Raw genomic sequence first — 24,890 nt, forward strand, 5'->3', positions numbered from 1 at the left:
AGGGGGGACCCTGTGGGAGAGTAGGACGCCGCCGAACAATTATTCCGGGAAAGCCCCGTGCCCTTGTGGCACGGGGCTTTTCTGCGTTCACGACCCACCCAGGCCGACCTCGTCCACCCCCGTGCATCAGGCATCGGAAGCTGAGGGTAAGGTCAGGGGGCATCATTGGCACGTTCTTCACAGGAGGCCCCCGGGTGGAGGTCCAGGAGACTCGAGTTCAGACGGACCGAGTACTCACCATCCCCAACATCCTCAGCATGGCTCGCCTCGTCGGCGTACCGCTCTTCCTGTGGCTGATCCTCCGCCCCGTGTTCGGCGGGCCCAACAGCGACGGCTGGGCCCTGCTGGTCCTGATGCTGAGCGGAATCAGCGACTACCTCGACGGCAAGCTCGCGCGCCGATGGAACCAGATCAGCAGTCTGGGCCGGCTCCTGGACCCGGCAGCCGACCGCCTCTACATTCTGTCGACCCTCGTCGGACTCACCTGGCGGGAGATCCTTCCCCTCTGGCTGACCGCCGCACTGGTCGCCCGTGAACTGATGCTCCTCGTGATGGTCGGAATCCTCCGCAGGCACGGCTACCCGCCCCCGCAGGTGAACTTCCTCGGGAAAGCTGCAACCTTCAACCTGATGTACGCCTTCCCCTTGTTGCTGCTCAGCGACGGAAGTGGTTGGCTTGCTTCGCTGGGCACCATTTTCGGATGGGCGTTCGCTGGATGGGGTACAACCCTCTATTGGTGGGCAGGGATCCTCTACGTGGTCCAAGTCCGCCGTCTGGTCAAGGCGGATGAAGTAGCCGATTAGCTCGTTGATGTGGTGCCGTGCAGTGTCGCCGGCCCGCACCTGATGCTGAGGTGTTGCCCCGACGGGTGAAGTCGGCTCGACCGTCGTCTCTTCGAGGAGGACGTTTCCGACATGAAGGCCGTCGTGATGGCAGGCGGTGAAGGCACCCGCCTTCGCCCCATGACCTCAAGCATGCCCAAGCCGCTCCTGCCCGTGGCCAACAGGCCGATCATGGAGCATGTGCTTCGGTTGCTCAAACGGCATGGGCTCAACGAGACAGTTGTTACTGTCCAGTTCCTCGCGTCCCTCGTCAAGAATTACTTCGGCGACGGCGAGGAGCTCGGTATGGAGCTCAGTTACGCCAACGAGGAGAAGCCACTCGGTACCGCAGGAAGCGTGAAGAACGCCGAGGAAGCCCTGAAGGACGACACCTTCCTCGTCATTTCCGGCGACGCACTCACCGACTTCGATCTGACCGATCTCATCGCCTTCCACAAGGAGAAGGGCGCACTCGTCACGGTGTGCCTGACCCGGGTGCCCAACCCACTGGAATTCGGTATCACGATCGTCGACGAAGAAGGCAAGGTCGAACGGTTCCTCGAGAAGCCGACCTGGGGACAGGTCTTCTCGGACACCGTGAACACCGGCATCTACGTCATGGAGCCCGAAGTCTTCGACTACGTCCAGGCCGACACCTCGGTGGACTGGTCCGGAGACGTGTTCCCGCAGCTCATGAAGGACGGGAAGCCGATCTACGGCTACATCGCCGAGGGCTACTGGGAAGACGTGGGCACCCACGAGAGCTACGTCAAGGCCCAGGCCGACGTGCTCGAGCGCAAGGTCGACGTGGACGTCGACGGTTTCGAGATCTCGCCCGGCGTCTGGGTCGCGGAAGGTGCCGAGGTCCACCCCGACGCGGTTCTCAGGGGGCCGCTGTACATCGGTGACTACGCCAAGGTCGAATCCGGTGCGGAGGTCCGCGAGCACACCGTCGTGGGATCCAACGTCGTCGTGAAGTCCGGTGCCTTCCTCCACCGGGCCGTGGTGCACGACAACGTGTACATCGGTGAACAGAGCAATCTGCGTGGCTGCGTCATCGGCAAGAACACCGACATCATGCGCGCCGCCCGCATCGAGGACGGCGCCGTCATCGGCGACGAATGCCTGGTGGGCGAAGAATCGATCATTCAGGGAAACGTCCGCGTCTACCCGTTCAAGACCATCGAGGCGGGCGCCTTCGTCAACACCTCGGTCATCTGGGAGTCGCGCGGGCAGGCCCACCTCTTCGGAGCCCGGGGCGTCTCCGGGATCCTGAACGTCGAGATCACTCCGGAACTCGCCGTACGGCTCGCCGGCGCGTACGCGACGACCTTGAAGAAGGGCGCGACCGTCACGACCGCCCGTGACCACTCCCGTGGCGCCCGCGCGCTCAAGCGGGCGGTTATCTCGGCCCTGCAGGCGAGCGCCATCGATGTCCGGGACCTGGAGAACGTCCCGCTGCCCGTCGCCCGCCAGCAGACGGCGCGGGGCAGCGCCGGCGGAATCATGATCCGAACCTCTCCCGGGGTGCCGGACTCGGTCGACATCATGTTCTTCGACGAGCGGGGAGCGGATCTCTCCCAGGCGCGTCAGAAGAAACTGGACCGCGTCTACGCACGCCAGGAGTTCCGCAGGGCGTTCCCCGGGGAGATCGGCGACCTCCACTTCCCGTCGAGCGTGTTCGACTCCTACACGGGCTCCCTGCTCCGCAACGTCGACACCAGCGGCATCGCGGACGCGGGCCTCAAGGTGGTCGTGGATGCCTCCAACGGCAGCGCCGGGCTCGTTCTGCCCAGCCTGCTCGGACGTCTCGGTGTCGACGCGCTGACGATCAACCCAGGGCTCGACGAGTCCCGGCCGACCGAGTCCGCCGAGTCCAGGCGTGCCGGGCTGGTGCGTCTCGGGGAGATCGTCTCCTCGGCACGGGCCGCGTTCGGGGTGCGGTTCGACCCCGTCGGCGAACGGCTCTCCCTCGTCGACGAGCGGGGCCGCATCATCGAGGACGACCGGGCCCTGCTGGTCATGCTCGACCTGGTCGCGGCGGAGCGCAGGAGCGGACGGGTGGCTCTGCCGGTGACGACCACCCGCGTCGCGGAGCAGGTCGCCGCCTACCACGGCACCCAGGTCGAATGGACGACCACGTCCCCGGACGACCTGACGCGCGTGGGCCGAGAGGACGCCACGATCTTCGGCGGCGACGGCCGCGGAGGGTTCATCGTCCCCGAGTTCAGCAGCGTCTTCGACGGAGCGGCCGCCTTCGTCCGGCTCATCGGCCTGGTCGCCAGGACACAGCTCACCCTGAGCCAGATCGACGCCCGTATCCCGCGCGCCCACGTCCTGCGACGCGACGTGGCCACGCCCTGGGCGGTCAAGGGGCTCGTCATGCGCCGGGTCGTCGAGGCCGCCGGTGGCCGGAGCGTGGACACCACGGACGGGGTGCGCGTGGTCGAGTCCGACGGCCGCTGGGTCATGGTGCTGCCCGACCGGGCGGAAGCCGTCACACACCTCTGGGCCGAGGGCCCAGACGACGCCTCCGCGCAGGCACTGCTCGACGAATGGTCGGCCGTCGTGGACAGCACGGGAGACTGAGCTGAGGAACCCGCCGGCCCTGCGGTCCGCGCCGCGGCTCAGGGCCGGCGATGGGGCCATTCGGCGGCGGCAGGCATGACGTGCGACGATGTGCGGCATGTCGCAGCCGCCCCCCGATCGGAGTAGCGCCCCGCCGCGTCCCCGCCCCGACGCGTCCATGTCGCTGCTGACCACCGTGATGGAACACAGCCTCGACGAGGGGTACGCCGAGGCGTCGGCCCGCCGCCGGGCGGAGGGGCGCGAGGGGATGCCCCGCACCCTCAAGGCGAAGCTGGCGCTCGCCGGAGGTCTGGTCATCGCCGCGCTCGTCGTGACGCTCGGAGCCGCCGAGGCGCAGGTTGCGGCTCCGGTCGTGGCGAAGGAGCGCGAGGAGCTCATCGACCGTGTGAACGCGGAGACCTCGACGGCCGACGCGCTCCAGAAGGACGTCGACGAACTGCGCGCGGATGTGGGTGAACGGCAGCGCAAGGCCCTTCAGAAGCACGGCGGCGACCAAGGCGGCCTGGTCGCCCTGCTCTCCGGCGCCACCCCGGTAGATGGCCCAGGGGTCAAGCTGGTCGTGGACGACGCCAAGGACACCGACCAGGGAGGCGGCGGACCCCGGGAGTCCACCGGATTCGCCGACACCGGGCGAGTGCGCGACCGGGACATGCAGCGTGTGGTCAACGGCCTGTGGCAGTCGGGCGCCGAGGCGATCGCCATCAACGGTCAACGCCTCACGGCCCTCTCGGCGATCCGGGCCGCGGGCGACGCCATACTGGTCGACAACAGGCCGCTGGTGCCGCCCTACACGGTGCTCGCGGTGGGGGACGGCAAGAACCTCGCCGCAGCCTTCCAGGACAGCGCTGACGGCCTCTACCTGCAGGCGCTGCACGAGAGTTTCGACATCCGCACGAGCATCTCCGAGCAGGAGAAGGTGCGGTTGCCGGCCGCGCCCAGCCTGATCGTACGTACAGCAGAACCTCAGGTCGCAGACACGGGCAGTGGTGCGGCAGACACAGGGAAGGGCACATCGTGATCGCCGTACTGGGCCTCGTCGTGGGAGTCGTGGTCGGACTGTTCGTCCGGCCCGAAGTGCCGGCGGTGGTCGAGCCCTACCTCCCGATCGCCGTGGTCGCCGCGCTCGACGCCGTCTTCGGTGGTCTGCGGGCCATGCTCGACGGGATCTTCGTCGACAAGGTCTTCGTCGTCTCCTTCCTGTCCAACGTCGTGGTCGCCGCGCTGATCGTCTTCCTCGGCGACAAACTGGGCGTCGGAGCCCAGCTGTCCACCGGGGTCGTGGTCGTGCTCGGCATCCGGATCTTCTCCAACGCCGCGGCCATCCGCCGGCACGTATTCCGGGCGTGAGGCCGATGAACGACACACCGAACCCGCACGACGGACAGAACCCCGGCAACCATTACCCGGCGCGTGAGCTCCCGGCCGAGCAGCCGACGCCGGCACCACCTCCCCCTGAGCGTGAGAACGCCGTGTCCGGCCGCCAGCGGCTCCGGGCCGGCCTGTGGCCCCCCAGGGTGAGCAGAGCCCAACTGATCGTGGCTCTCCTGCTGTTCGTCCTCGGCCTGGGGCTCGCCATCCAGGTGAGGTCCAACAGCGACAACAGCGCCCTGCGCGGGGCGCGCCAGGAGGACCTCGTCCGCATCCTCGACGAACTCGACAACCGCACCCAGCGGCTGGAGGACGAGAAGCAGCGGCTCGACGACCAGCGCACGGAGCTGGAGAACAGCTCCGACCAGGCGGAGGAGGCCCGCAAGCAGACGCTCGAGAAGGAGCGCCAGCTCGGTATCCTGGCAGGTACGGTCGCGGCGCACGGCCCCGGAATCACGCTGACCATCAGCGACCCGAGCGGCGCGGTCGAGGCGGACATGCTCCTGGACACCATCCAGGAGCTGCGCGCCGCCGGCGCCGAGGCCATCGAGATCAACGGTGTGCGGGTGGTGGCCGACACGTACTTCTCCGGCGACGGGGGAGACCTGAAGGTCGACGGCCGCAAGGTCGAGGCTCCCTACGAGTTCAAGGTCATCGGCAAGCCCCAGGACCTCGAACCTGCGCTGAACATCCCCGGTGGTGTGGTGCAGACGCTGGAGAAGGAGCAGGCCACGGCTGAGGTGGCACGCGTCGACGACATCGTCGTGGACGCCTTGCGTCCGGCGAAACAGCCTGATTACGCTCGGTCGTCGTCCCCGTGAGACACAGCTTCGGCGGTCTCGCGGGACACGGGTCGCGGGTTGCGGGGGGTCGGCGCAACGGATCGGTGACGCGTGGTGGAAACTGTCGGGTGGATACGGACGTTGTGAGGATGTCCGGGTCGGCAGGTGTGTTCATTCAGGGTTCGTCCTGCCCCACGGGCGGGTCTATTTCGGTCAAGGGGAAACGCCCGTGAAGTTGTTTGCGAAGTTGTTCGGAAAGAGCTCCCGCGAGGACAGCAACAGCGCTGCCCGCCACCGAGCTCCGCGTCAGGGCCAGGGAGCCGAGGAGCAGGGCACGGAGCGCCCGCTGTTCCGTGACGAGGTCCACGGCCCCGGCGCGTCGTCTGTTGACCCCGCCGGTGCGGGACGCATAGGTTTCGGGGACTCACCGACCTCAAGTACGGGTGGAGGGTTCGCCCCCGCTCCGGAGGGTTCGTCCATGCCGGTCTGTACCAGGTGCGGGCATAACAATGCGGAGGCAAGCCGCTTCTGCTCCAACTGCGGCGCGCCGTTGCGGGCCGGGATTCCGGAGCGCGCCTCGGAGACGACCTCGACCATCTCCATCTCCGGTATCGAGGCGTACGAGGCGGAGGCGACCGGCCAGGCGGCCGTTCCCTCGCTCTCGCCGGAGGCCCAGGCGGCGGTCGACGCCCTGCCCGCGGGCTCCGCGCTCCTCGTGGTCCGCCGCGGCCCGAACTCGGGAAGCCGGTTCCTGCTCGACAGCGACCTGACCACGGCCGGCCGTCACCCGCAGGGCGATATTTTCCTCGACGACGTGACCGTGTCGCGGCGTCATGTGGAGTTCCGCAGGAGTCCGGACGGTAGTTTCACCGTGGGCGACGTCGGCAGCCTCAACGGCACCTACGTCAACCGCGAGCGCATCGATTCCGTCGCGCTGACCAATGGCGACGAAGTCCAGATCGGTAAGTACCGGCTGGTCTTCTACGCGAGCCAGCGGGGCGTGTGACCGTCCCCCGGACACTGTCCGGGGGACCTGAGGAAGGTCCATGCTGCGAACACCGACAGGCGGTGCCGGCAACGGCACCGCCGCCCCGGGCCAGCGCGCCATGAGCATCGGCACGGTGCTTCTGCAGCTGCGCGACGAATTCCCCGAAGTCACCATCTCGAAGATCCGCTTCCTGGAGGCGGAGGGACTCATCGAGCCCGAGCGGACGCCCTCGGGCTACCGGAAGTTCAGCCCCGCCGACGTCGAGCGGCTGGCTCAGGTGCTTCGGATGCAGCGGGACCACTACCTTCCGCTGAAGGTGATCCGTGAGCACCTGGAGGCGCTCGCCAGGGGCGAGCAGGCGGTTCTGCCGTCCGCCGGTGGCCGGGGTGACTCCGGCGACACCCGATGGGACCAGGAGGCCGGCACGGCCACGGCGGCCCGTATCGGGCGCTCGGAGCTGCTCGCGGCGACCGAGGCCACCGAGGAGCAGCTCGACGAGTGGGAGGCCTACGGTCTCCTGGCGCCCGCCTCCGGCGGCAGCTACGACGCGGACGCGGTCACGATCGCCCGGCTCGTGTGCGATCTCGGCCGTTTCGGTCTGGAACCGCGGCACCTCCGGTCGGTGAAGGCGGCCGCCGACCGTGAGGCCGGGCTGGTGGAACAGATCGTCGCGCCCTTGCGTCGGCACAGGAATCCGCAGACCAGGGCCCATGCGGAGGCCACTGCCAAGGAGCTTGCGGACCTCTCCGTCCGGCTCCACGCCGCACTGGTCCAGAGCGCCCTGAAGGTCGGTTTCCACTGACCTGGGAGGAGCCCGACTATCCAAACATGGCGGGCACGTCCTAGGGTTGCTGTGTGAACGAGCTCGACGTTGTGGGTGTCCGGGTGGAAATGCCCTCCAACCAACCGATCGTGCTCCTGCGTGAAGTGGGAGGCGACCGGTATCTCCCTATCTGGATCGGCCCTGGGGAAGCGACCGCGATCGCTTTCGCCCAGCAGGGCATGGCTCCGGCCAGGCCGCTGACCCACGATCTCTTCAAGGACGTGCTCGAGGCCGTAGGCCAGGAGCTCACCGAGGTCCGCATCACGGACCTCCGAGAAGGGGTCTTCTACGCGGAGCTGGTCTTTGCCAGTGGTGTCGAGGTGAGTGCGCGGCCGTCCGACGCCATAGCGCTCGCCCTGCGCACCGGTACTCCGATCTACGGCAGTGACGGGGTGCTGGACGACGCGGGTATCGCCATCCCCGACGAGCAGGAGGACGAGGTGGAGAAGTTCCGCGAGTTCCTCGACCAGATCTCGCCGGAGGACTTCGATACCAACAGCCAGTGACCGTCCGGCAGGTGGTGCGTCAGCGCATCCGACAAGCCGTTCCCGGAAACCAGTCACGGGAAACCACCCTCAGGGTGATTATCACTCGGCGTGCCGAGTGTGGCGATCGTTGACGCACCCCTGGTGACTGCCTACCTTCGAGATGGCAGGTCAAGGACGGAGGTCGGCGTGAGGATCAGCGGCGACGGTGCGGCTGCGGGTGGGCCGTACCGGCAGCACGGCAGTGCGGCCGACCACTCCATCAGGCAGCCGGCTCAGCCGGCGGTGGTGGCAGCGGACGGTGCGGCAGTGACAGGGGACATCGGCTATCGGGGGCCGACAGCATGCGCGGCAGCCGGGATCACCTACCGGCAGCTCGACTACTGGGCGCGTACCGGCCTCGTGGAACCGAGCGTACGCCCCGCCTACGGTTCGGGAACCCAGCGTCTGTACAGCTTCCGCGACGTGGTTCTGCTCAAGATCGTCAAGCGGTTCCTGGACACCGGGGTCGCTCTGCAGAACATCCGCACCACGGTGCAGCACCTGAGGGCCCGCGGATTCACGGATCTCGAGCGGATGACCCTGATGAGCGACGGAGCCACCGTCTACGAGTGCTCCTCGCCCGACGAGGTCGTGAACCTGCTGCAAGGGGGCCAGGGGGTGTTCGGAATCGCGGTCGGGGTCGTCTGGCGGGACGTCGACGCGGCGCTGTCCCAGCTCCACGGGGAGCGTGTGGACACGGGGGAGACCCTCATCGGCCACAATCCCGCCGACGAACTGGCGCGGCGGCGTAATCGCGCCGGCTGAGTACCGGGGAGAGCCCGGCCAGGTCCGTGTGCCGGGCGGTCCGGATGTCAGTGGCGTAGGGCAGCATCGGTACACGTGAGAGCCGCGCCGACCATTCTGCATCTCGACATGGATGCCTTCTACGCCTCCGCGGAGCAGGCGGCGAAGCCCAGCCTGCGGGGCAAGCCGGTGGTGGTGGGCGGCCTGGGGATGCGCGGAGTGGTCGCCACCGCGTCGTACGAGGCGCGACGGCTGGGTGTGCACTCGGCGATGCCGATGGCCCAGGCCAGGCGGCTCGCTCCCAACGCCGCTTATCTGGTGCCGCGCTTCGCGCTCTACCGGACGGTGAGCGACCAGGTGATGGAACTCCTGGGCAGGCTGTCGCCGCTCGTGGAGCCGCTCAGCCTGGACGAGGCGTTCGTCGATCTGGAAGCCGGTGGTGTCGCCGACGACACGGCGTCCGCGCGTGCCGTGGGCGCCCAGTTGCGCGAGGTGATCAGCGCTGTCACCGGACTCAGCGGCTCCGTGGGGCTCGCCGGGTCCAAGATGCTGGCGAAGATCGCCTCGGAGGAGGCGAAGCCGGACGGGCTGCTGCTGATCGAACCCGGTACCGAGCGCGAGCTCCTCGCGCCGATGTCCGTGCGCATCCTTCCCGGCGTGGGACCGGCCACGGGGGACCACCTCAGGCGGGCGGGAATGACCCTTGTCAGCCACCTCGCCGAGGCGGGCGAGGCGGAACTCGTGCGCCTGCTGGGCAGGGCCCACGGCGTCGCGCTCCATCGCATGGCCCAGGGGTACGACGACCGGCCCGTCGTCGCCGAGCGGGACGCCAAGTCGGTGTCCGTCGAGGACACCTTCGACGTCGACCTTCACGACCGCGTCCGGGTCAGGCACGAGGTGGAGCGGCTCGCCGACCGGTGCGTGGGCCGACTGCGCGGCGCGGGCAGGTCAGGGCGCACCGTGGTCCTCAAGGTCCGCAGGTACGACTTCTCCACGCTCACCAGATCCGAGACCCTGCGAGGCCCCACCGACGATCCCGCGGTCGTCAGAGAGGCCGCTGCGCGCCTTCTGGAGGCCGTGGACACCACCGGCGGCGTACGGCTGCTCGGGGTCGGCGTCACGGGGCTGGCGGACTTCACCCAGGAGGATCTGTTCGCCCAGGCCGCGGAAGCGGAGCATGCCGCCGGGAGCGCCACCGGGCCGGGTGACGACGAGGGGAGCGGTGGGGCGGATGAGCCCGCCGGGCCGGTCCTGGAGGAGAGACCGGCGGAGCGCCGCTGGTCCGCCGGTCACGATGTACGGCACGACGTCCACGGTCACGGATGGGTGCAGGGCAGCGGCATCGGCCGGGTCACCGTGCGGTTCGAGGAACCGTGGACGGCACCCGGCAGGGTGCGGACCTTCCGCGTCGACGATCCCGAGCTGCGGCCGGCCGATCCGCTGCCCCTGGTTAAGGACCCGGTGGACTACTCGTCGTGGCCGGCGAGCTTCCCGAAGTCCCTGTCGGGGCCCTTGCCGCCGGAGGGGGAGGGGGAGGCGTCCAGGCCGTAGTGCCGGTACAGCTGCAGTTCCTGCTCGGGGGAGAGGTGGCGGCCCACGCCGAAGTCGGGGGCGTCCTTGATCAGCGCCCGGTCGAAGGGGATCACGAGTGCCCCGTCGACGAATTCGCTCGGCTCCAGAGGGACGAACGCGTCCCTGGTGAAGAGACCGGTACGTACTGCGGCCCACTCGGGGACCCCGGTGGCATCGTCGAGATAGACCTCGTCCACCGTCCCGATCTTGGCACCTCGACGGTCGAAGGCCTTGCGGCCGATCAGGCTGCGCGGATCGATGTCGGTCTGCACGGTGCCTCCCACTGGTCACAACTGCGTCAGGTGGTCGCTACTGCTCCACAGGCTCTACGAAAGGCCAGATCCCGGGCATCGGCCACTCGAGAAGGCCTGCCGCGACCCCGCTGGTAGGCTGGGACATGGCTGCTGACCCTGTGCGGGAGAGTTCTCCGGAGTCATTCCGGAGGCGCCGAAGGAGCAACTCCTCCCCGGAATCTCTCAGGCCCCCGTACCGCACGGACGAGGTCACTCTGGAAAGCAGGGCGGAATCCGTACGGCATGTGCCGCCGCGGGCGCCGCCCTCACCGACGGTGAAAGCCGGTGTGCCCCGGGGCGTGCCGGTGAAGCTCTCAGGTCGAGATGACAGAGGGGGAGGCCGTTCGGGCAGCCACGCCGTGGCGCCCCCCGCAGGTCGTGGCAGACCAGGAGGCCTCCATCATGACCCCCCGTCGCACTCCGCTCTCCCAGCTGGAGCAGGGCATTCCCTTCGAGCAGCGCCACATCGGGCCCGACGCCGAGGCTCAGGCGAAGATGCTGGCCCAGATCGGCTACGGATCCCTCGACGAGCTCACCGCCGCCGCCGTCCCCGACGTCATCAAGAGTGCCGAGGCGCTGGACCTTCCCGAAGCGCGTACCGAGGCCGAGGTCCTGGCCGAGCTGCGCAGCCTCGCCGACCGCAACCAGGTCCTCGCCCCGATGATCGGGCTGGGCTACTACGGCACCTTCACCCCGCCGGTGATCCTGCGCAACGTCATGGAGAACCCCGCCTGGTACACGGCCTACACGCCGTACCAGCCGGAGATCTCCCAGGGCCGGCTGGAGGCCCTCCTCAACTTCCAGACGATGGTCGCCGACCTGACCGGACTGCCCACCTCCGGCGCCTCCCTCCTCGACGAGGGCACCGCCGCCGCCGAGGCCATGGCCCTGGCCCGCCGTGTCGGCAAGGTGAAGGGCGGCGTCTTCCTGGTGGACGCCGACACCCTGCCGCAGACCATCGCGGTGATCGAGACCCGCGCCGAGCCGACCGGCGTCGAGGTGGTCGTCGCCGACCTCGGCGAGGGCATCCCCGCCGAGCTGGCCGAGCGGGGCGTCTTCGGTGTGCTGCTCCAGTACCCGGGCGCCTCAGGCGCCGTCCGCGACATCAAGCCCGTCATCGACCGGGCGCACGAGCTCGGCGCGATCGTCACCGTCGCCGCCGACCTGCTGGCCCTCACTCTGCTCACCTCGCCGGGTGAGCTGGGCGCGGACATCGCGGTCGGCACCACCCAGCGCTTCGGCGTCCCGATGGGCTTCGGCGGACCGCACGCAGGCTTCATGGCCGTACGTGAGAAGTTCGCCCGCAGCCTTCCCGGGCGGCTCGTCGGTGTCTCCGTCGACGCGGACGGCAACAAGGCCTACCGGCTGGCGCTTCAGACGCGTGAGCAGCACATCCGCCGTGAGAAGGCCACGAGCAACATCTGCACCGCGCAGGTGCTGCTGGCCGTCATGGCGGGCATGTACGCCGTCTACCACGGCCCCGAGGGGCTGCGGACGATCGCCCGCCGCACCCACCGCTTCGCGGCGATCCTGGCGGAGGGGCTGCGTGCCGCCGGTGTGGCGGTCGTGCACGAGGCGTACTTCGACACCCTCACGGTGCGCGTCCCGGGCAAGGCCTCCGAGGTCGTGGCGGACGCGCGTGAGCGCGGGGTCAACCTCCGCCTGGTCGACGCCGACCACGTCTCCATCGCCTGCGACGAGACCACCACCCGCGCCCAGGTCGCGGCGGTCTGGGCGGCCTTCGGGGCCGACGGCGACATCGACGCACTGGACGCCGAGTCCGCCGACGCGCTGCCCGAGCAGCTGCTGCGCACCGACACCGTGCTCACCCACCCTGTCTTCCACCAGCACCGGTCCGAGACGGCGATGCTGCGTTACCTGCGCAAGCTCGCCGACCGCGACTACGCGCTGGACCGGGGCATGATCCCGCTGGGTTCCTGCACGATGAAGCTCAACGCGACCGCCGAGATGGAGTCGATCACCTGGCCCGAGTTCGGCGCACTGCACCCCTTCGCGCCGGCCGAGCAGGCGCAGGGCTTCCTCACCCTCATCCGCGAGCTCGAGGAGCGCCTCGCCGAGGTCACGGGGTACGACGCCGTCTCGATCCAGCCCAACGCGGGTTCGCAGGGCGAGTTCGCCGGGCTGCTGGCGGTGCGTGCCTACCACCGTGCCAACGGTGATCACGGGCGCACCGTCTGCCTGATCCCGTCCTCCGCACACGGCACCAACGCCGCGAGCGCCGTGATGGCCGGCATGAAGGTCGTCGTGGTGAAGACCGCCGACGACGGCGAGGTCGACATCGCGGACCTCAGGGACAAGATCGCCACGCACCGCGACGAGCTCGCCGTCCTCATGATCACCTACCCCTCCACCCACGGTGTCTTCGAGGAGCACGTGGCGGACATCTGCGGCGAGGTGCACGACGCCGGCGGTCAGGTCTACGTGGACGGTGCCAACCTCAACGCGCTGGTCGGTCTCGCCAAGCCCGGCCACTTCGGCGGCGACGTCTCGCACCTGAACCTGCACAAGACCTTCTGCATCCCGCACGGTGGTGGCGGGCCGGGCGTGGGGCCGGTCGGCGTACGGGCCCACCTGGCGCCGTACCTTCCCAACCACCCGCTGCAGCCCGCCGCCGGCCCGGAGACGGGTGTCGGCCCGATCTCGGCCGCCCCGTGGGGTTCGGCGGGCATCCTGCCGATCTCGTGGGCCTACGTACGGCTGATGGGGGGCGAGGGCCTGAAGCGCGCGACGCAGGTGGCCGTACTCGCGGCCAACTACATCGCCAAGCGCCTCGAGCCGCACTTCCCGATTCTGTACAACGGCCCGGCGGGTCTGGTCGCGCACGAGTGCATCGTGGATCTCCGGCCGATCTCCAAGGCGACCGGGGTGAGCATCGACGACGTCGCCAAGCGGCTCATCGACTACGGCTTCCACTCGCCGACCATGTCGTTCCCGGTGGCGGGGACGCTGATGATCGAGCCGACCGAGAGCGAGGACCTCGCCGAGCTCGACCGTTTCTGCGACACGATGATCGCGATCCGCGCCGAGATCGAGAAGGTCGCCTCCGGGGCGTGGAGCGCGGACGACAACCCGCTGCGCAACGCTCCGCACACGGCCGGTGCGCTCGGCGGGGAGTGGGCGCACGCCTACACCCGTGAAGAGGCGGTCTTCCCGTCCGGGGTGACTCCGTCGGACAAGTACTGGCCGCCGGTCCGGCGTATCGACGGGGCGTTCGGCGACCGCAACCTGGTCTGTTCCTGCCCGCCGCTGGACGCGTACGACCAGTAGGCACGCGTCGGGGCCGGTACGGAGAAGTCTCCGGCCGGCCCCCGTGTTCCATCGGCCGCGGTCAGGCGGCTTTCATCACCTGTCCGCTCCTCAGGGGGCGGTGAGGTGCGATGACCTGCCCGTCCGGGAGCAGTTCACCGGTGTCCTCGAAGAGCAGGACGCCGTTGCACAGCAGGCTCCAGCCCTGTTCCGGGTGGTGAGCCGTCAGACGGGCGGCTTCCCGGTCGTTGGAGTCTGCGGTCGGGCAGGGTGGCTGGTGCTTACACATGGATGGGTTCTTTCGCTGCGTCGAATCGAATGCCCTGCGGCTGGACGATGTGCTCATGGCCGCCCCCGTATCAGTCGGTCCGGTTCCAGTGTTGCCCTACGGGCGTCTCTCCGCAGGGATTTCGCGGCAGCTGCTCTTCTCCACCCATGACGCATCACCCGGCCGGACGGTTCGATCCAACTGCACTGTCCGTTCGGATGGTTCGGGGTGACCTGACCGGACTAGTCCGGACGGGCAGTGGAGCGCCCCCCGCCGAGAGGCTCGGCGAGGGGCGCCTGGGTCGTGGGTCAGGCGGGCGAGCCCAGCAGGCCGGGCTCCGGGAGGCCCGGAAGGGCCGGCGGCGCGAGGCGCAGGGTCATCACCGGGAGCAGGTCCGCGACGCGGTGCGGGCGGTAGGCCGTGATCCCGGGCGGGGCCGGTGCCAGGGGCACCAGGAGGTCGGTCGGCGCGAGCGCGCCCGAGCCGGGGTCGTCCTCGATGTCGTGGTGGAGCCACAGCGTGAACATGTAGAGCTCCGGCACGGACAGCAGACGCGGCTGGTAGGGCGTCTTCGTCGACTCGGCCTGACGGACGGCGAGTTCGGTGGAGACGATGTACGGGCCCTCGAAGAAGTGCGAGAAGGTCCAGCCGTCGGCGGTGCACATGGTGTCCGCGGCGGCCACTGCGCGCTCACCGCTGCGGATCAGGAAGCGCCAGCCCGCCAGGCGGGTGCGCGGTGCTGCCTCGTCGGGCACGATCCGGTCCAGGACATGGACGGGAAGGGGTAGTTCGGGGCTCAGCGATCCCTGGACGGACCGGAGAGCGGGCGTGTGGGACTCGCGGACTGCGGTAGGAGAACCGAGTGCCGCGAGAACGCTGCGCAGTGCGGGCGCGGGGGCCGGAGAAACATGCAGCGGCATAAGTGGGTCGCCTCTCACTTCGGAGACACGGTGGTGCGTGGGCGGGTGCAGACGGCGCTGTCGGCGTGCGGGGCCAGAGGAAGGCCGGTGACGGGGCGGACGGGCCGATGCGTCAACTCTCTGCCTCGTGCGCAGAGTTTATACGACAAATGTTCACACGGTGTTTCGGGTACTCGTCCGAGATATTACGCGCAAGGTGTTTTTGAGCCTTTGAATTACGCCGAATATGTGGATCCGGGCTCCTCCTGGACCCTGCCGTCAGGAACTTTCCCGGTCCGGCGGTAGGCTCAAACTCGTCGGCGTGCGAGCGGTGCAAGTCGATTTTGCACCCTGCATATGCCTCATGCCTTCGGAATGTGCCTCCGGCTTCCGTCACCACACTACCGGGCAGGCGTGAGGCGTGGAGGCGTTACGGATCATCTCACCGGGGCATTATCGATCGTGATACGAGCGGCCTGTGCCGCGGGCCGCCCACTCGAGGAGGGACCCTTCGATGGGCGAGAAGGTCGTGGCGGGTGCCTTTGCCCCGTCCGATCGGCAGACGTACCGCGAGAAGCTCACCCAGTGCCTGACGGGGCTGGAGAGGCTCCTGTCGGAGCGGAGGTTCGATCGACCCAGGAATCTCATGGGGCTGGAGATCGAGCTGAATCTCGCGGGACCGGACGGATTGCCGAGGATGCGGAATGCGGAAGTTCTCCAGCGCATCGCCAGCAGGGATTTTCAGACGGAACTGGGGATGTTCAATCTGGAGGTGAACATTCTGCCGCACCGGCTCAGCGGCCGGGTTTTCGATCAGCTCGCCGAGGAGCTGCGTACCGGGCTGGCCTATGCCCACCGCAAGGCCGCGGAGGTCGACGCCGGCATCGTGATGATCGGTATCCTGCCGACGCTGGGACGGGACGACGTGGTTCCGGCGAACCTCTCGGACGCCGAGCGGTACACGCTCCTCAACGACCAAATGGCCGCCGCGCGCGGCGAGGAATTCGACCTTGATATCGAAGGCGTCGAGCGATTGGTCTCGACCTCTCCTTCCATTGCGCCCGAATCGGCTTGTACCTCGGTCCAGTTGCACCTGCAGGTGACGCCCGACCGCTTCGCGGACGTCTGGAACGCGGCTCAGGCGATCGCCTCCGTGCAGATCGCGCTGGGGGCCAACTCCCCCTTCCTCTTCGGCAAGGAACTGTGGAGGGAGTCGAGGCCACCGCTGTTCCAGCAGGCCACCGACGTACGGCCGCCCGAACTCCGGAACCAGGGCGTCCGGCCCAGGACCTGGTTCGGGGAACGCTGGATCAGCTCGGCCTACGAACTCTTCGAGGAGAACGTCCGCTACTTCCCGCCGCTGCTGCCCATCTGCGACGAGGAGGAGCCGCTGCGGGTGCTCGACGAAGGAGGCGTCCCGACGCTCGCCGAGCTCGTCCTGCACAACGGCACGGTCTACCGCTGGAACCGACCCGTGTACGGGCTGGCTGATGGAGTTCCCCACCTGAGGGTCGAGAACCGGGTACTGCCGGCCGGCCCCTCCGTGGTCGATGTCATCGCCAACGCGGCCTTCTACTACGGCCTGGTGCGCGCACTCGCCGACGAGCCCCGCCCCGTGTGGGCGAAGCTGCCCTTCGAGGCGGCGGCCGAGAACTTCGACGCGGCCTGCCGCCACGGCATCCGGGCCGAACTGCTCTGGCCGCGCCCGGGCCGCGCCGGCGGGGTGGAGAAGGTCCCGGCCGTCGAACTCGTACGGGACGAACTGCTTCCGCTCGCGGCCGCCGGGCTCGACGCCTGGAACATCGAGCCCTCCGACCGCGACCTCTACCTGGGGGTCATCGAGGAGCGTTGCCGGCTCGGGGTCAACGGTGCTTCGTGGCAGGTCGACACCTATCACCGCGCACTCGACGCGGGCCTTGAACGCGAGGGCGCCCTCGCGGCCACCACACGGCGCTACGGAGAGCTGATGCAGGCGGGCGAACCCGTGCACACCTGGCCGATCGGTTTCCCGGCGCCCTGAGGCAGGTGCCCGGTGTCCCGCCCCGCCGACCTCGTCGGGCAAGCTATGACGCACGACCGACGGCAGGTTCCAAGGTGAGGCGGGACGCGTGGCTCAATCCATTCCCCAGACCGGGGTGTCCCCGAGGATCCTGAGGTCGGAGACCCTGCTGGTGCTGGCTCTCTCGCTCGGAGCCAGCGGCGTCTCCGCCCTGATCAGTTTCATCGGTTCGCTGACGAAGCCGGGTGGCCTCAAGGACCAGGCCGCCACGCTGAACGGGTCCTACGCACCCGGGCGGCCCTGGCTGGATCTCGCCTGGCAGCTGTTCGGAATCGCGACCGCTCTGGTGCCGGTGGCCCTGGTCGCCCACCTCCTCCTGCGGGAGGGCGCCGGCCTGCGGACCCTGGGCCTCGACCGCACCAGGCCGTGGCGGGACCTGGGCCGGGGGACCCTGGTTGCCGCCGGCATCGGCAGCGCCGGGCTGGCGTTCTACCTGGCCGCGCGCGCCTGGGGGTTCAACCTTACGGTCGTCCCGGAATCGCTCCCCGAGGTCTGGTGGAAGATCCCCGTACTGATCCTCTCCGCGGTGCAGAACTCCCTGGTGGAGGAAGTCATCGTGGTGGGTTATCTGCTGAGAAGACTCGGCCAGCTGGGCTGGACACCGATGGCCGCCCTGGTCGCGAGCTCGGTGCTGCGCGGCTCGTACCACCTCTACCAGGGGATCGGCGGCTTCATCGGGAACGTGGTCATGGGCGTCGTCTTCGTGCTGCTCTACCGGCGCTGGGGACGGGTCGGGCCACTGGTCGTGGCCCATGCCCTGCTCGACATCGGGGCCTTCGTCGGATACGCGCTGCTCGCGGGCAAGGTGGGCTGGCTGCCCACTCCGTGAGGCGGACGGGAGCAGGCGCCGCTCACGGCAGCGGGCGCTCCCGCCGTGCTCACAGCCCGGTGAGCAGCTCGCCGTCGATGACGGTGACGGCGCCGCCGGTCAGCAGGGTGCGATCCCCGCGCAGCGCCGTGCGGACCAGGCCCGAGCGTGCCGAGGCCTGGAGCCCCGTGAGGACGTCCCGGCCGAAGCGGGCCGACCAGAAGGGCGCCAGGGCGGTGTGCGCACTGCCGGTGACCGGGTCCTCGTCGATGCCGACCGCCGGGAAGAAACCGCGGGAGACGAAGTCGTACCCGGCGGAGGGATCCTCGGCCGTCGCCGTCGCGATCACACCTCGCCGGGAGCAGGCCACGAGGGCCCGGAAATCGGGCCGGAGGCCCCGTACGGTCGCCTCGTCGGGAAGCTCCACCAGCAGGTCCCCGACCCGCGGACCCGTGTCGTGGACCGACAGGGGCGAGGCGCCGAGCGCGTCCGCCAGCCCGGTAGGGGCGGGTACGGGTGTCAGCGGTGCTGTCGGGAAGTCGAGCGTCAGCGTGCCGTCCTCGTGCGCGGAGGTGCGCAGGACACCGGAACGGCTCGCGAACCGGACCGTCCCGCGTGCGGCCCCCGTGGTGTTCAGGACATGGGCGGTGGCGAGGGTCGCGTGCCCGCAGAGATCGACCTCCGTCGCCGGGGTGAACCAGCGCAGGGCCCAGTCCGCCTCGCCGCCGGGCGGCAGGCGGTGCGCGAAGGCGGTCTCCGCGAGGTTGACTTCGGCGGCGACCCGCTGGAGCCGGGCGGCGTCGGGGAAGGAACCGGAATCAAGGAGCACCACTCCGGCGGGATTGCCGGCGAAGGGGCGGTCGGTGAAGGCGTCGACGATGCGGATCTTCATGGCACCGACCGTAGGCGGGCCGTCGGGCGGAGGTCCAAGGCCAATCGGGGATGTGCGGCCCCCGGACCGGCGTGGGCCCTCGGAGGATCGGCTGCCGGTTCATGCGCTTCCGGGCTTCCGGGCCAGGAACGTGCCCCCGGTCCTCCCCTTCACCGTGCCGGGTTCCAGCAGGCGTGCCACGACGGTGAGGCCCGCCTGTTCCAGCAGGGCGACGATCCGGTCCGGACGCAGCAGATGCGTCTCGAAGGAGACGGGGAGGCCTCCGTACGCCTGGGTGGGACGGCGTAGCTCGTCGTCTCCCAGATGGCCGGCCATCATCAGCAGCCCACCCGGTGCCAGGCTTCGGCGGATTCCCTCGAACACGAGGGGCAGTGTCTCCAGCGGTGTGTGGTGGGTGGAGTAGTAGGCCAGCACGCCGCCGAGGCTGTTTTCCCGCACCGGCGGCGCGGTCATCGAGCCGACGACGAAGTCCAGGCCCGGATGCGCGTGCCGGGCCAGCCCGATCATCCTCGGGGACAGGTCGAGGCCGAACACGCGGACCCCGAGCTCCGCCAGATGCGCCGTGACCTTGCCCGGGCCGCATCCCAGGTCCGCGACGGGCCCGAGATTCTCCGTCCGTACCATCTCGGCGAAGACGGCGAGCATCCCTCGTGACAGCGGATCCAGCTCCGCCGGGCTCTTGACCTGCTCGGCGTAGGCGGTGGCGACGGTGTCGTACGACGTCCGCACCGCCGCGAGGTAGGAGGGCTGCGTCATGGCGGGACCCTACGGGAAGGCCGGCCGACAGCCACCGGCCGGGTGGGGAGCGAGGGACACCGCGGATGCGGTCCGTTGAATGCCGCCTGAACCGGCGCGACGCCGAACACCTCCTGTCCTCCTTGCGGTTCGGCAGCGGGAGGTTCTGGTTCCTGCGGAGAGGGGCCGTGGCGAGACAGCGGTGAGAAGCCGTGCGGGACGGTGCGATCATCCTCGGATGCGAGAGTTCGACGAACTGGTCCGTGTGGACGATCCGGCGTGGCCCGTGCTTCAGGAAATGCTGGAGTCCGGCGCTGTTCCCGTACAGGTGCTGCCCGCAGACGCGGGCGAAGGGCGCCGTTCCCTTCTCCAGATGCAGGTCAGCGCGCGATCCATGCTGGGGGCGCTGGCGTTGAACACCGGCGGCCTGCTGCTGGACGACGGGTGGGTCCGTGTCTTCGGGGGAGGGCCCGGCCCGGAGGGAGGTCTCCCGAGCCTGGCGCAGGTCAACGGCTTTCCACCGGACGTCGATCCGGCATGGCAGCCCGAGGCGGGTCTCGTCGTCGGCCAGGACGTGCTCGGTGGGGTCTTCGCGCTGAACGGAGGCGACCCGTCGGCCGCGGGGCGCCCGGGTGCACCGGGGCGGATGACGTACTTCGCTCCCGACACCCTTGAGTGGGAGCCCATGGACATGGGGCATGCGGGGTGGGTCTCGTGGCTGCTCTCGGGCCGTCTGGAGACGTTCTACGACGGGCTGCGGTGGCCGGGATGGCGTGCGGAGACCGCTGCCCTCGACCTCACTCAGGGTATTTCGGTGTACCCGTTCCTCTGGTCCAAGGAGGCGCGGGAAGACCTGGCAGCCACGAGCCGGCGGGCCGTGCCCATGCGTGAGGTCGTCGGAGTCGCTGCGGATTTCGCCCGGCAGATGGGGCCGGCTGATCCCGGCTTCCTCGGAAACGTCTGACCATCGGTCGGTGGACTCCTGACGGAGGCGGGGGCCGGACTCGGGCTCTGCGAGACGGTCAGTTCAGCAGGGCCGCTGTGAACGTCTGACGGTGGTCCACCAGCCAGGACTGCGCGCGGTCCCAGCGTTCCCATCCGCCACGTTCGGCCAATGCCCGGAGGCGGACGGGGTCTTTCTCGGCCACGCGGCGGCCGACGAAGGCCCGGCAGACCTCCGTGGCCTGCTCGACGACGCCGGGCAACTCGGCGCGGTCATCCGCGGAGAGGCCATAGCCGTCGGCAAGAACGCGCAGCCGTGCGGCCGCGTCCAGCCCGCGGGGATGGAGAGCGGCCGCGGATTCGGGATCGAGCATGGGCACCCAGTAGCGGGCGGCCATGGCGATGTCCCAGAGAGCACGGCCCGGCGCCGCCCAGTCGAAATCGATCAGGGCCGCGGCACGACCGTCGCGGAAGACCACGTTCTCCGGGCACACGTCGTTGTGGCACACCACCGTTCCCCCCTCCGGGTCGGCAAGGTCCGGGGGCCAGGCGGCGCGGGTGTCGACCGTGACCGCCGCGCCGGCTTCATGCAGACGCCGCAGCAGGCTCCCCACCGATTCGAGGGCGGAACTCGTCATCGCCCAGTCCGGGAAGGGCGGCAGAGCCACGTCGCCGGGGATGAAACTCAGCTGCTCACGGCCGTCCGAGGTGAGGCCGACGGGGGTCGGCGCCGCGTCGAAGCCGTGCTCCTTCAGCGCAAGAAGATGGGCATGGAGGGTGCGGGCGTTGCGCGGTGCCGGACGCTCCACCACTTCACCTCGGCGGAACACCGCCCCCGTGTTCGTCATCCCGCCGGTCAGCGCCTCGTCCTCAGCCGTCATGAGGGTCACGCTAGCGACCGATCGACCCCATGCGGGCCGGGTCGCACAGGACGTGGATCAGTGCCGACGAGAACTGCCGGTGCGAACGGCGGAGCCGCCAGCGGCCGGCCGCGACCGACACGAATCTGCACGTCGTCATCCTCCACCGGCACAGACAGCCATCGATGGCCCTACAGGGGGCGTCGATCAACGTTCACCGGCACAGGTCGGTGGAGTCCTGTTCGGCAGACGCTTGCGATGCGACTGTTTCCGATATATCGTCGAGACATCGCGACAGTTCAACGAAGAGTCGCGTGAACACTGAAACGAGAGAGGAGCGCGATCATGCGTTCACATGGACACGAACATGGACACGGCCCCGGACGCCGAGGCGTCGGCAGGGGCGACTTCGAAGGCGGGCGCCCCGCGTTCGGCCCGTTCGGGCCGCCCTTCGGCGGAGGCCCCTTCGGCGGACCGCCGTTCGGCGGCGGCCGGGGCGGACGCGGCGGCGGACGGGGAAGGGCGAGGCGCGGCGACGTACGGGCGTCCATCCTCGCGCTGCTCAAGGACCGCTCGATGCACGGCTACGAAATGATCCAGGAGATCGGCGAGCGTAGTGGGGGAGCGTGGAAGCCGAGCCCCGGCTCGGTGTACCCCACGCTCCAGATGCTCGAGGACGAGGGGCTGATCGTCAGCGCCAGCGAAGGGGGGAAGAAGCTCTTCACCCTGACCGATCTGGGGCGCGAAGAGGCCGAGAACGGCCCTGACGCTCCCTGGGAGGAGGCGGGGCGCGGTGTCGACTGGGAGGGCGTGAACGAGATCCGGCAGGCCGGGTTCGGTCTGATGGAGGCCTTCGGCCAGGTCTGGAAGACCGGCTCGGCCGACCAGCGGCAGAAGGCCCTCACCGTGATCAACGATGCCCGCAAGAAGCTGTACCTCATCCTCGCCGACGAGCACTGAGCCGTGCCGTGCGCGCACGACGTGAAGGGCCCCTTCCGAGGGGCCCTTCACGCGTTCCCCGCCCGTGCGGCGGCGCGTCGGGTCAGGGGCGGTCTCATCCGCAGGGATGAGGAGTACGCCGCCGGCGCCCGCCTTTCGCGGGATGGCGGATGGGCCGCGCCGGGGATGCGCTCATGACCGGCGGCTGGTGGGGTGGGGAGGTGCAGTTCCGGACAGAGAAGCTCCCCGAGCAGGTCCCGCAGAGCTACCCGGCGGCCGGTGAGAAGTTGAGCGCGGCCATGATCGCGGTGACGGCCGCGGCGCGCCGGAGGGCGGTGCGCGACGGCGACCGCCTGGTCGACACGGCTCACCTGCTGCACTCACTCATCGAGGCGGACTCCGAGGTCCGGGAGGCCTTCGGCGGAGGGCCTGAGGTGGCCAGGGTCCTGGGGTATCTCGTGCAGCGCAGCATCGGATACGGGCTGCGCTGGCAGCGGACCCAGGAGGGAGGCGGCGCGCCGGCCGTGCGGGGATCGGCGGGTGAGGGGTGGTCGCCGGCGGCCGGTGCGGCGATGGACCGCGCGACGGACGCCGCGCGGCTCCGCGGGGCGACGCACGCGGACGGGCTGGACCTCCTGGTGGCGCTCGCCGCCGATCCGGACAGCAGGGCGGTCGAGGTGCTGAGGCGGGCCGGCGTCGCCGTCCCTCTGCCGGCCGCGCGCGCCGCGGTCCGGGCGGAGGCGGACGCGCAAGGGTGATCATGAACACGCAACGGACAGGTGTCACGGGGGTGACGCTGCTGACCGCTGCTGCCATGATGTGCCGATGCAGGTGTCTCAGGGGAGAAGTGTGGGACTGGGCCTGGCCCTTGTCTCGGCCTTCGCGTTCGGTGGTTCAGGAGTGGCGGCGAAGCCGCTGATCGAAGCGGGCCTGGACCCGTTGCACGTCGTCTGGCTGCGGGTGGCCGGCGCGGCACTCGTCATGCTGCCGGTCGCCTGGCGGCACCGGAACCTCGTCCGGGAGCGGCCCGTACTGCTGGCAGGCTTCGGGCTCTTCGCCGTTGCCGGGGTGCAGGCCTTCTACTTCGCGTCGATCTCCCGCATCCCCGTCGGTGTCGCGCTCCTCGTGGAATACCTGGCGCCCGCACTCGTACTGGGCTGGGTGCGCTTCGTACAGAGGCGGCCCGTCACCCGCGCCGCCGCTGTGGGCGTGGTGCTGGCCGCCGGCGGGCTCGCCTGTGTCGTCGAGGTGTGGGCCGGTCTGACCTTCGATGCGGTGGGGTTGCTGCTGGCCCTCGGGGCGGCTTGCTGTCAGGTGGGCTACTTCGTCCTCTCCGACCAGGGCGCCGGGCACGGTGGGGCCTCGGAGGCCGAGCCCCCGCACCCCGTAGGTGTGATCGCGTACGGTCTGCTGGTCGGCGCGGCGGTGCTCACCGTCGTGGCCAGGCCCTGGGGTATGGACTGGGCGGTACTCGGCGCGAGCGCCACCATGGACGGGCGTGAGGTGCCCGCGTGGCTGCTGCTCGGCTGGATCGTGCTTCTGGCGACCGTACTCGCCTACGTCACCGGTGTGGTGTCGGTACGGCTGCTGTCCCCGCAGGTCGCCGGTGTCGTCGCCTGCCTCGAGGCCGTCATCGCCACCGTGCTCGCCTGGTTCCTGCTGGGTGAGCACCTCTCCGCTCCCCAGCTCGTGGGCGGTTGCGTGGTCCTGATCGGAGCCTTCATCGCGCAGTCCTCCGCTCCCAAGCCGCCGTCGGGACCGGTGGCCTCCGGGGTCGGTGGTCCCGCCCTCGAGGCGGCCGCCGTGTACGAGCCGGCCGGTGGCGAGGGCGAACTGAGCAGGCCTCCGGCTTCGTAGCGGACCACCGGCCGGGTCGGCAGGGCGGGGCGCCCTGCCGTTTCCCCGCCCGGGCCGGTGACGGCCGCGCCGGGTGCGCCCGTGCCGCCCGCTTCTCCCCGTCCTCAGGACCGTGGGTCTCGGCGCTCGGCGCGCGGGGCGCCCGGCGGGTCAGAGAGAGGCGAGGTAGTCCGGCACCGCGATCGAGGGATCCAGGTCGTCGGAAGGCACCGGCGCCGCGTAGCCCCTGGCCAGCGGGACGATGCCCGCCCAGTGAGGGAGTGCGAGGTCCTCGGGCTCGTCGTTCGGGCCACCGGTGCGGATCTTCGCGGAGACCTCGTCGAGGTCCAGGCGGATCACCGCCGTGGCCGCCAGCTCCTTCGCGTCGGCGGGGCGGGAGTCCTTGGACCTGCCGGGCACCACCTGGTCCACGATGGCGTCGAGTGCGACGCGCCGCTCCTCCGGGTCGGTCACCGTACGAGCGGTCCCGTGCACCACCACGGAGCGGTAGTTCATCGAGTGGTGGAAGGCCGACCGGGCCAGCACCAGTGCGTCCACATGCGTCACGGTCAGGCAGACGGCCAGTCCGGGGTCGGAGCCGCCGGCCAGACGAAGCGGGCGTGATCCGGTCGATCCGTGCACGTACAGCCGACTGCCCACGCGGCCGAACAGCGTGGGCAGGACGACCGGTGCCCCGTTCCGGACGAAGCCCAGGTGGCAGAGGTAGGCGGCGTCGAGTATCGAGTGGACCGTCTCGTGGTCGTACGAGGCGCGCTGCCTGGCGCGGCTCGGGACCGTGCGTTCCGTCGGCTCGTAGGCGGCTTCCCGGGGGAGGCCGGTGCTGTCCGGCGTGGAGGTCTCCGGCATTGCGTACTCCA

Annotated in this window: 24 protein-coding genes and 1 riboswitch; of the genes, 17 read left to right on the forward strand and 7 right to left on the reverse strand. The window is 69.8% G+C overall.

Annotation, left to right across the window (positions count from 1 at the left end):
* The first annotated feature begins 194 nt into the window (after window positions 1–194).
* The 10 genes from ACGFNN_RS04465 to ACGFNN_RS04510 all read left to right on the forward strand — a co-directional run bounded on the left by ACGFNN_RS04465 (window position 195) and on the right by ACGFNN_RS04510 (window position 10,193).
* Window positions 195–803, forward strand: a complete 609-nt coding sequence (locus ACGFNN_RS04465) for a CDP-alcohol phosphatidyltransferase family protein (RefSeq protein WP_362555961.1) — start codon at window positions 195–197, stop codon at window positions 801–803.
* A gap of 111 nt (window positions 804–914) precedes the next feature.
* Entirely contained in the window at window positions 915–3,410 is a 2,496-nt protein-coding gene (locus ACGFNN_RS04470) for a mannose-1-phosphate guanyltransferase (protein WP_362555957.1), read from the forward strand.
* 97 nt (window positions 3,411–3,507) lie between these two features.
* The gene (locus ACGFNN_RS04475) at window positions 3,508–4,428 is read left to right on the forward strand and encodes a DUF881 domain-containing protein (protein ID WP_393552932.1); all 921 of its coding nucleotides are present in this window, start codon (window positions 3,508–3,510) and stop codon (window positions 4,426–4,428) included.
* Window positions 4,425–4,757 carry a small basic family protein gene (locus ACGFNN_RS04480; RefSeq protein WP_031069011.1) on the forward strand — a complete coding sequence of 111 codons (333 nt, stop codon included), beginning with the start codon at window positions 4,425–4,427 and terminating at the stop codon, window positions 4,755–4,757. The genes ACGFNN_RS04475 and ACGFNN_RS04480 overlap by 4 nt, the downstream gene beginning before the upstream one ends.
* A 5-nt stretch (window positions 4,758–4,762) precedes the next feature.
* Window positions 4,763–5,599, forward strand: coding sequence for a DUF881 domain-containing protein (locus ACGFNN_RS04485; RefSeq protein ID WP_393552934.1), 837 nt, complete (start codon window positions 4,763–4,765; stop codon window positions 5,597–5,599).
* A gap of 190 nt (window positions 5,600–5,789) precedes the next feature.
* On the forward strand, window positions 5,790–6,566 hold the full coding sequence (locus tag ACGFNN_RS04490) for an FHA domain-containing protein (RefSeq protein ID WP_393552936.1): 777 nt from the start codon (window positions 5,790–5,792) through the stop codon (window positions 6,564–6,566).
* Between the two features lie 40 nt (window positions 6,567–6,606).
* Entirely contained in the window at window positions 6,607–7,350 is a 744-nt protein-coding gene (locus ACGFNN_RS04495) for a MerR family transcriptional regulator (RefSeq protein WP_393552938.1), read from the forward strand.
* A 53-nt stretch (window positions 7,351–7,403) separates the two neighbouring features.
* Window positions 7,404–7,877 carry a bifunctional nuclease family protein gene (locus tag ACGFNN_RS04500; RefSeq protein ID WP_014044725.1) on the forward strand — a complete coding sequence of 158 codons (474 nt, stop codon included), beginning with the start codon at window positions 7,404–7,406 and terminating at the stop codon, window positions 7,875–7,877.
* 168 nt (window positions 7,878–8,045) lie between these two features.
* Window positions 8,046–8,663 carry a MerR family transcriptional regulator gene (locus ACGFNN_RS04505; RefSeq protein WP_362555947.1) on the forward strand — a complete coding sequence of 206 codons (618 nt, stop codon included), beginning with the start codon at window positions 8,046–8,048 and terminating at the stop codon, window positions 8,661–8,663.
* A 75-nt stretch (window positions 8,664–8,738) separates the two neighbouring features.
* Window positions 8,739–10,193: a DNA polymerase IV gene (locus ACGFNN_RS04510; RefSeq protein ID WP_393552940.1), complete on the forward strand. Its 1,455-nt coding sequence runs from the start codon at window positions 8,739–8,741 to the stop codon at window positions 10,191–10,193.
* Here the strand turns inward: ACGFNN_RS04510 and ACGFNN_RS04515 are convergent.
* Window positions 10,109–10,486, reverse strand: coding sequence for a PRC-barrel domain-containing protein (locus ACGFNN_RS04515; protein WP_362555943.1), 378 nt, complete (start codon window positions 10,484–10,486; stop codon window positions 10,109–10,111). The genes ACGFNN_RS04510 and ACGFNN_RS04515 overlap by 85 nt on opposite strands.
* 133 nt (window positions 10,487–10,619) lie before the next feature.
* Window positions 10,620–10,716, forward strand: a riboswitch (glycine riboswitch).
* A 193-nt stretch (window positions 10,717–10,909) separates the two neighbouring features.
* Here ACGFNN_RS04515 and gcvP point away from each other — a divergent pair.
* A complete protein-coding gene (gene gcvP, locus ACGFNN_RS04520) occupies window positions 10,910–13,795 on the forward strand; it encodes an aminomethyl-transferring glycine dehydrogenase (protein WP_393552942.1) in 2,886 nt (961 codons plus the stop codon).
* 61 nt (window positions 13,796–13,856) lie between these two features.
* Here the strand turns inward: gcvP and ACGFNN_RS04525 are convergent, their stop codons facing one another.
* Window positions 13,857–14,063: a DUF5999 family protein gene (locus tag ACGFNN_RS04525; protein WP_362555939.1), complete on the reverse strand. Its 207-nt coding sequence runs from the start codon at window positions 14,061–14,063 to the stop codon at window positions 13,857–13,859.
* A 287-nt stretch (window positions 14,064–14,350) separates the two neighbouring features.
* Window positions 14,351–14,962 (reverse strand): hypothetical protein, encoded by a 612-nt coding sequence (locus ACGFNN_RS04530; RefSeq protein WP_362555937.1) that lies wholly within the window; start codon window positions 14,960–14,962, stop codon window positions 14,351–14,353.
* A gap of 493 nt (window positions 14,963–15,455) precedes the next feature.
* Between ACGFNN_RS04530 and ACGFNN_RS04535 the strand changes: the two genes are divergently transcribed.
* Together ACGFNN_RS04535 and ACGFNN_RS04540 are read left to right on the forward strand one after the other, a co-directional pair.
* Window positions 15,456–16,961: a glutamate-cysteine ligase family protein gene (locus ACGFNN_RS04535; RefSeq protein ID WP_393552945.1), complete on the forward strand. Its 1,506-nt coding sequence runs from the start codon at window positions 15,456–15,458 to the stop codon at window positions 16,959–16,961.
* 88 nt (window positions 16,962–17,049) lie between these two features.
* Window positions 17,050–17,829: a CPBP family intramembrane glutamic endopeptidase gene (locus tag ACGFNN_RS04540; RefSeq protein ID WP_393552946.1), complete on the forward strand. Its 780-nt coding sequence runs from the start codon at window positions 17,050–17,052 to the stop codon at window positions 17,827–17,829.
* Window positions 17,830–17,878: 49 nt separating this feature from the next.
* Here the strand turns inward: ACGFNN_RS04540 and ACGFNN_RS04545 are convergent, their stop codons facing one another.
* Window positions 17,879–18,700 (reverse strand): PhzF family phenazine biosynthesis protein, encoded by an 822-nt coding sequence (locus tag ACGFNN_RS04545; protein ID WP_393552947.1) that lies wholly within the window; start codon window positions 18,698–18,700, stop codon window positions 17,879–17,881.
* A 99-nt stretch (window positions 18,701–18,799) separates the two neighbouring features.
* Window positions 18,800–19,456 (reverse strand): class I SAM-dependent methyltransferase, encoded by a 657-nt coding sequence (locus ACGFNN_RS04550; RefSeq protein WP_393552949.1) that lies wholly within the window; start codon window positions 19,454–19,456, stop codon window positions 18,800–18,802.
* Window positions 19,457–19,673: 217 nt separating this feature from the next.
* Between ACGFNN_RS04550 and ACGFNN_RS04555 the strand changes: the two genes are divergently transcribed.
* Window positions 19,674–20,399: a DUF2625 family protein gene (locus tag ACGFNN_RS04555; RefSeq protein WP_393552950.1), complete on the forward strand. Its 726-nt coding sequence runs from the start codon at window positions 19,674–19,676 to the stop codon at window positions 20,397–20,399.
* 58 nt (window positions 20,400–20,457) lie between these two features.
* On the opposite strand, the gene ACGFNN_RS04560 is transcribed toward ACGFNN_RS04555, so the two are convergent.
* Window positions 20,458–21,258 carry a phosphotransferase gene (locus ACGFNN_RS04560; RefSeq protein WP_393552952.1) on the reverse strand — a complete coding sequence of 267 codons (801 nt, stop codon included), beginning with the start codon at window positions 21,256–21,258 and terminating at the stop codon, window positions 20,458–20,460.
* Window positions 21,259–21,582: 324 nt separating this feature from the next.
* Between ACGFNN_RS04560 and ACGFNN_RS04565 the strand changes: the two genes are divergently transcribed.
* From ACGFNN_RS04565 to ACGFNN_RS04575, 3 genes are all read left to right on the forward strand, one after another.
* The gene (locus tag ACGFNN_RS04565) at window positions 21,583–22,197 is read left to right on the forward strand and encodes a PadR family transcriptional regulator (protein WP_362665088.1); all 615 of its coding nucleotides are present in this window, start codon (window positions 21,583–21,585) and stop codon (window positions 22,195–22,197) included.
* 200 nt (window positions 22,198–22,397) lie between these two features.
* Window positions 22,398–22,934: a Clp protease N-terminal domain-containing protein gene (locus ACGFNN_RS04570; RefSeq protein ID WP_393552954.1), complete on the forward strand. Its 537-nt coding sequence runs from the start codon at window positions 22,398–22,400 to the stop codon at window positions 22,932–22,934.
* Window positions 22,935–23,001: 67 nt separating this feature from the next.
* Window positions 23,002–24,033, forward strand: a complete 1,032-nt coding sequence (locus ACGFNN_RS04575) for a DMT family transporter (RefSeq protein ID WP_393552955.1) — start codon at window positions 23,002–23,004, stop codon at window positions 24,031–24,033.
* 150 nt (window positions 24,034–24,183) lie between these two features.
* On the opposite strand, the gene ACGFNN_RS04580 is transcribed toward ACGFNN_RS04575, so the two are convergent.
* Window positions 24,184–24,879: a pyridoxamine 5'-phosphate oxidase family protein gene (locus tag ACGFNN_RS04580; protein ID WP_393552957.1), complete on the reverse strand. Its 696-nt coding sequence runs from the start codon at window positions 24,877–24,879 to the stop codon at window positions 24,184–24,186.
* Window positions 24,880–24,890 lie beyond the last annotated feature (11 nt).

The organism is Streptomyces sp. NPDC048590 (assembly GCF_043199535.1).
Classification (GTDB): Bacteria; Actinomycetota; Actinomycetes; order Streptomycetales; family Streptomycetaceae; genus Streptomyces.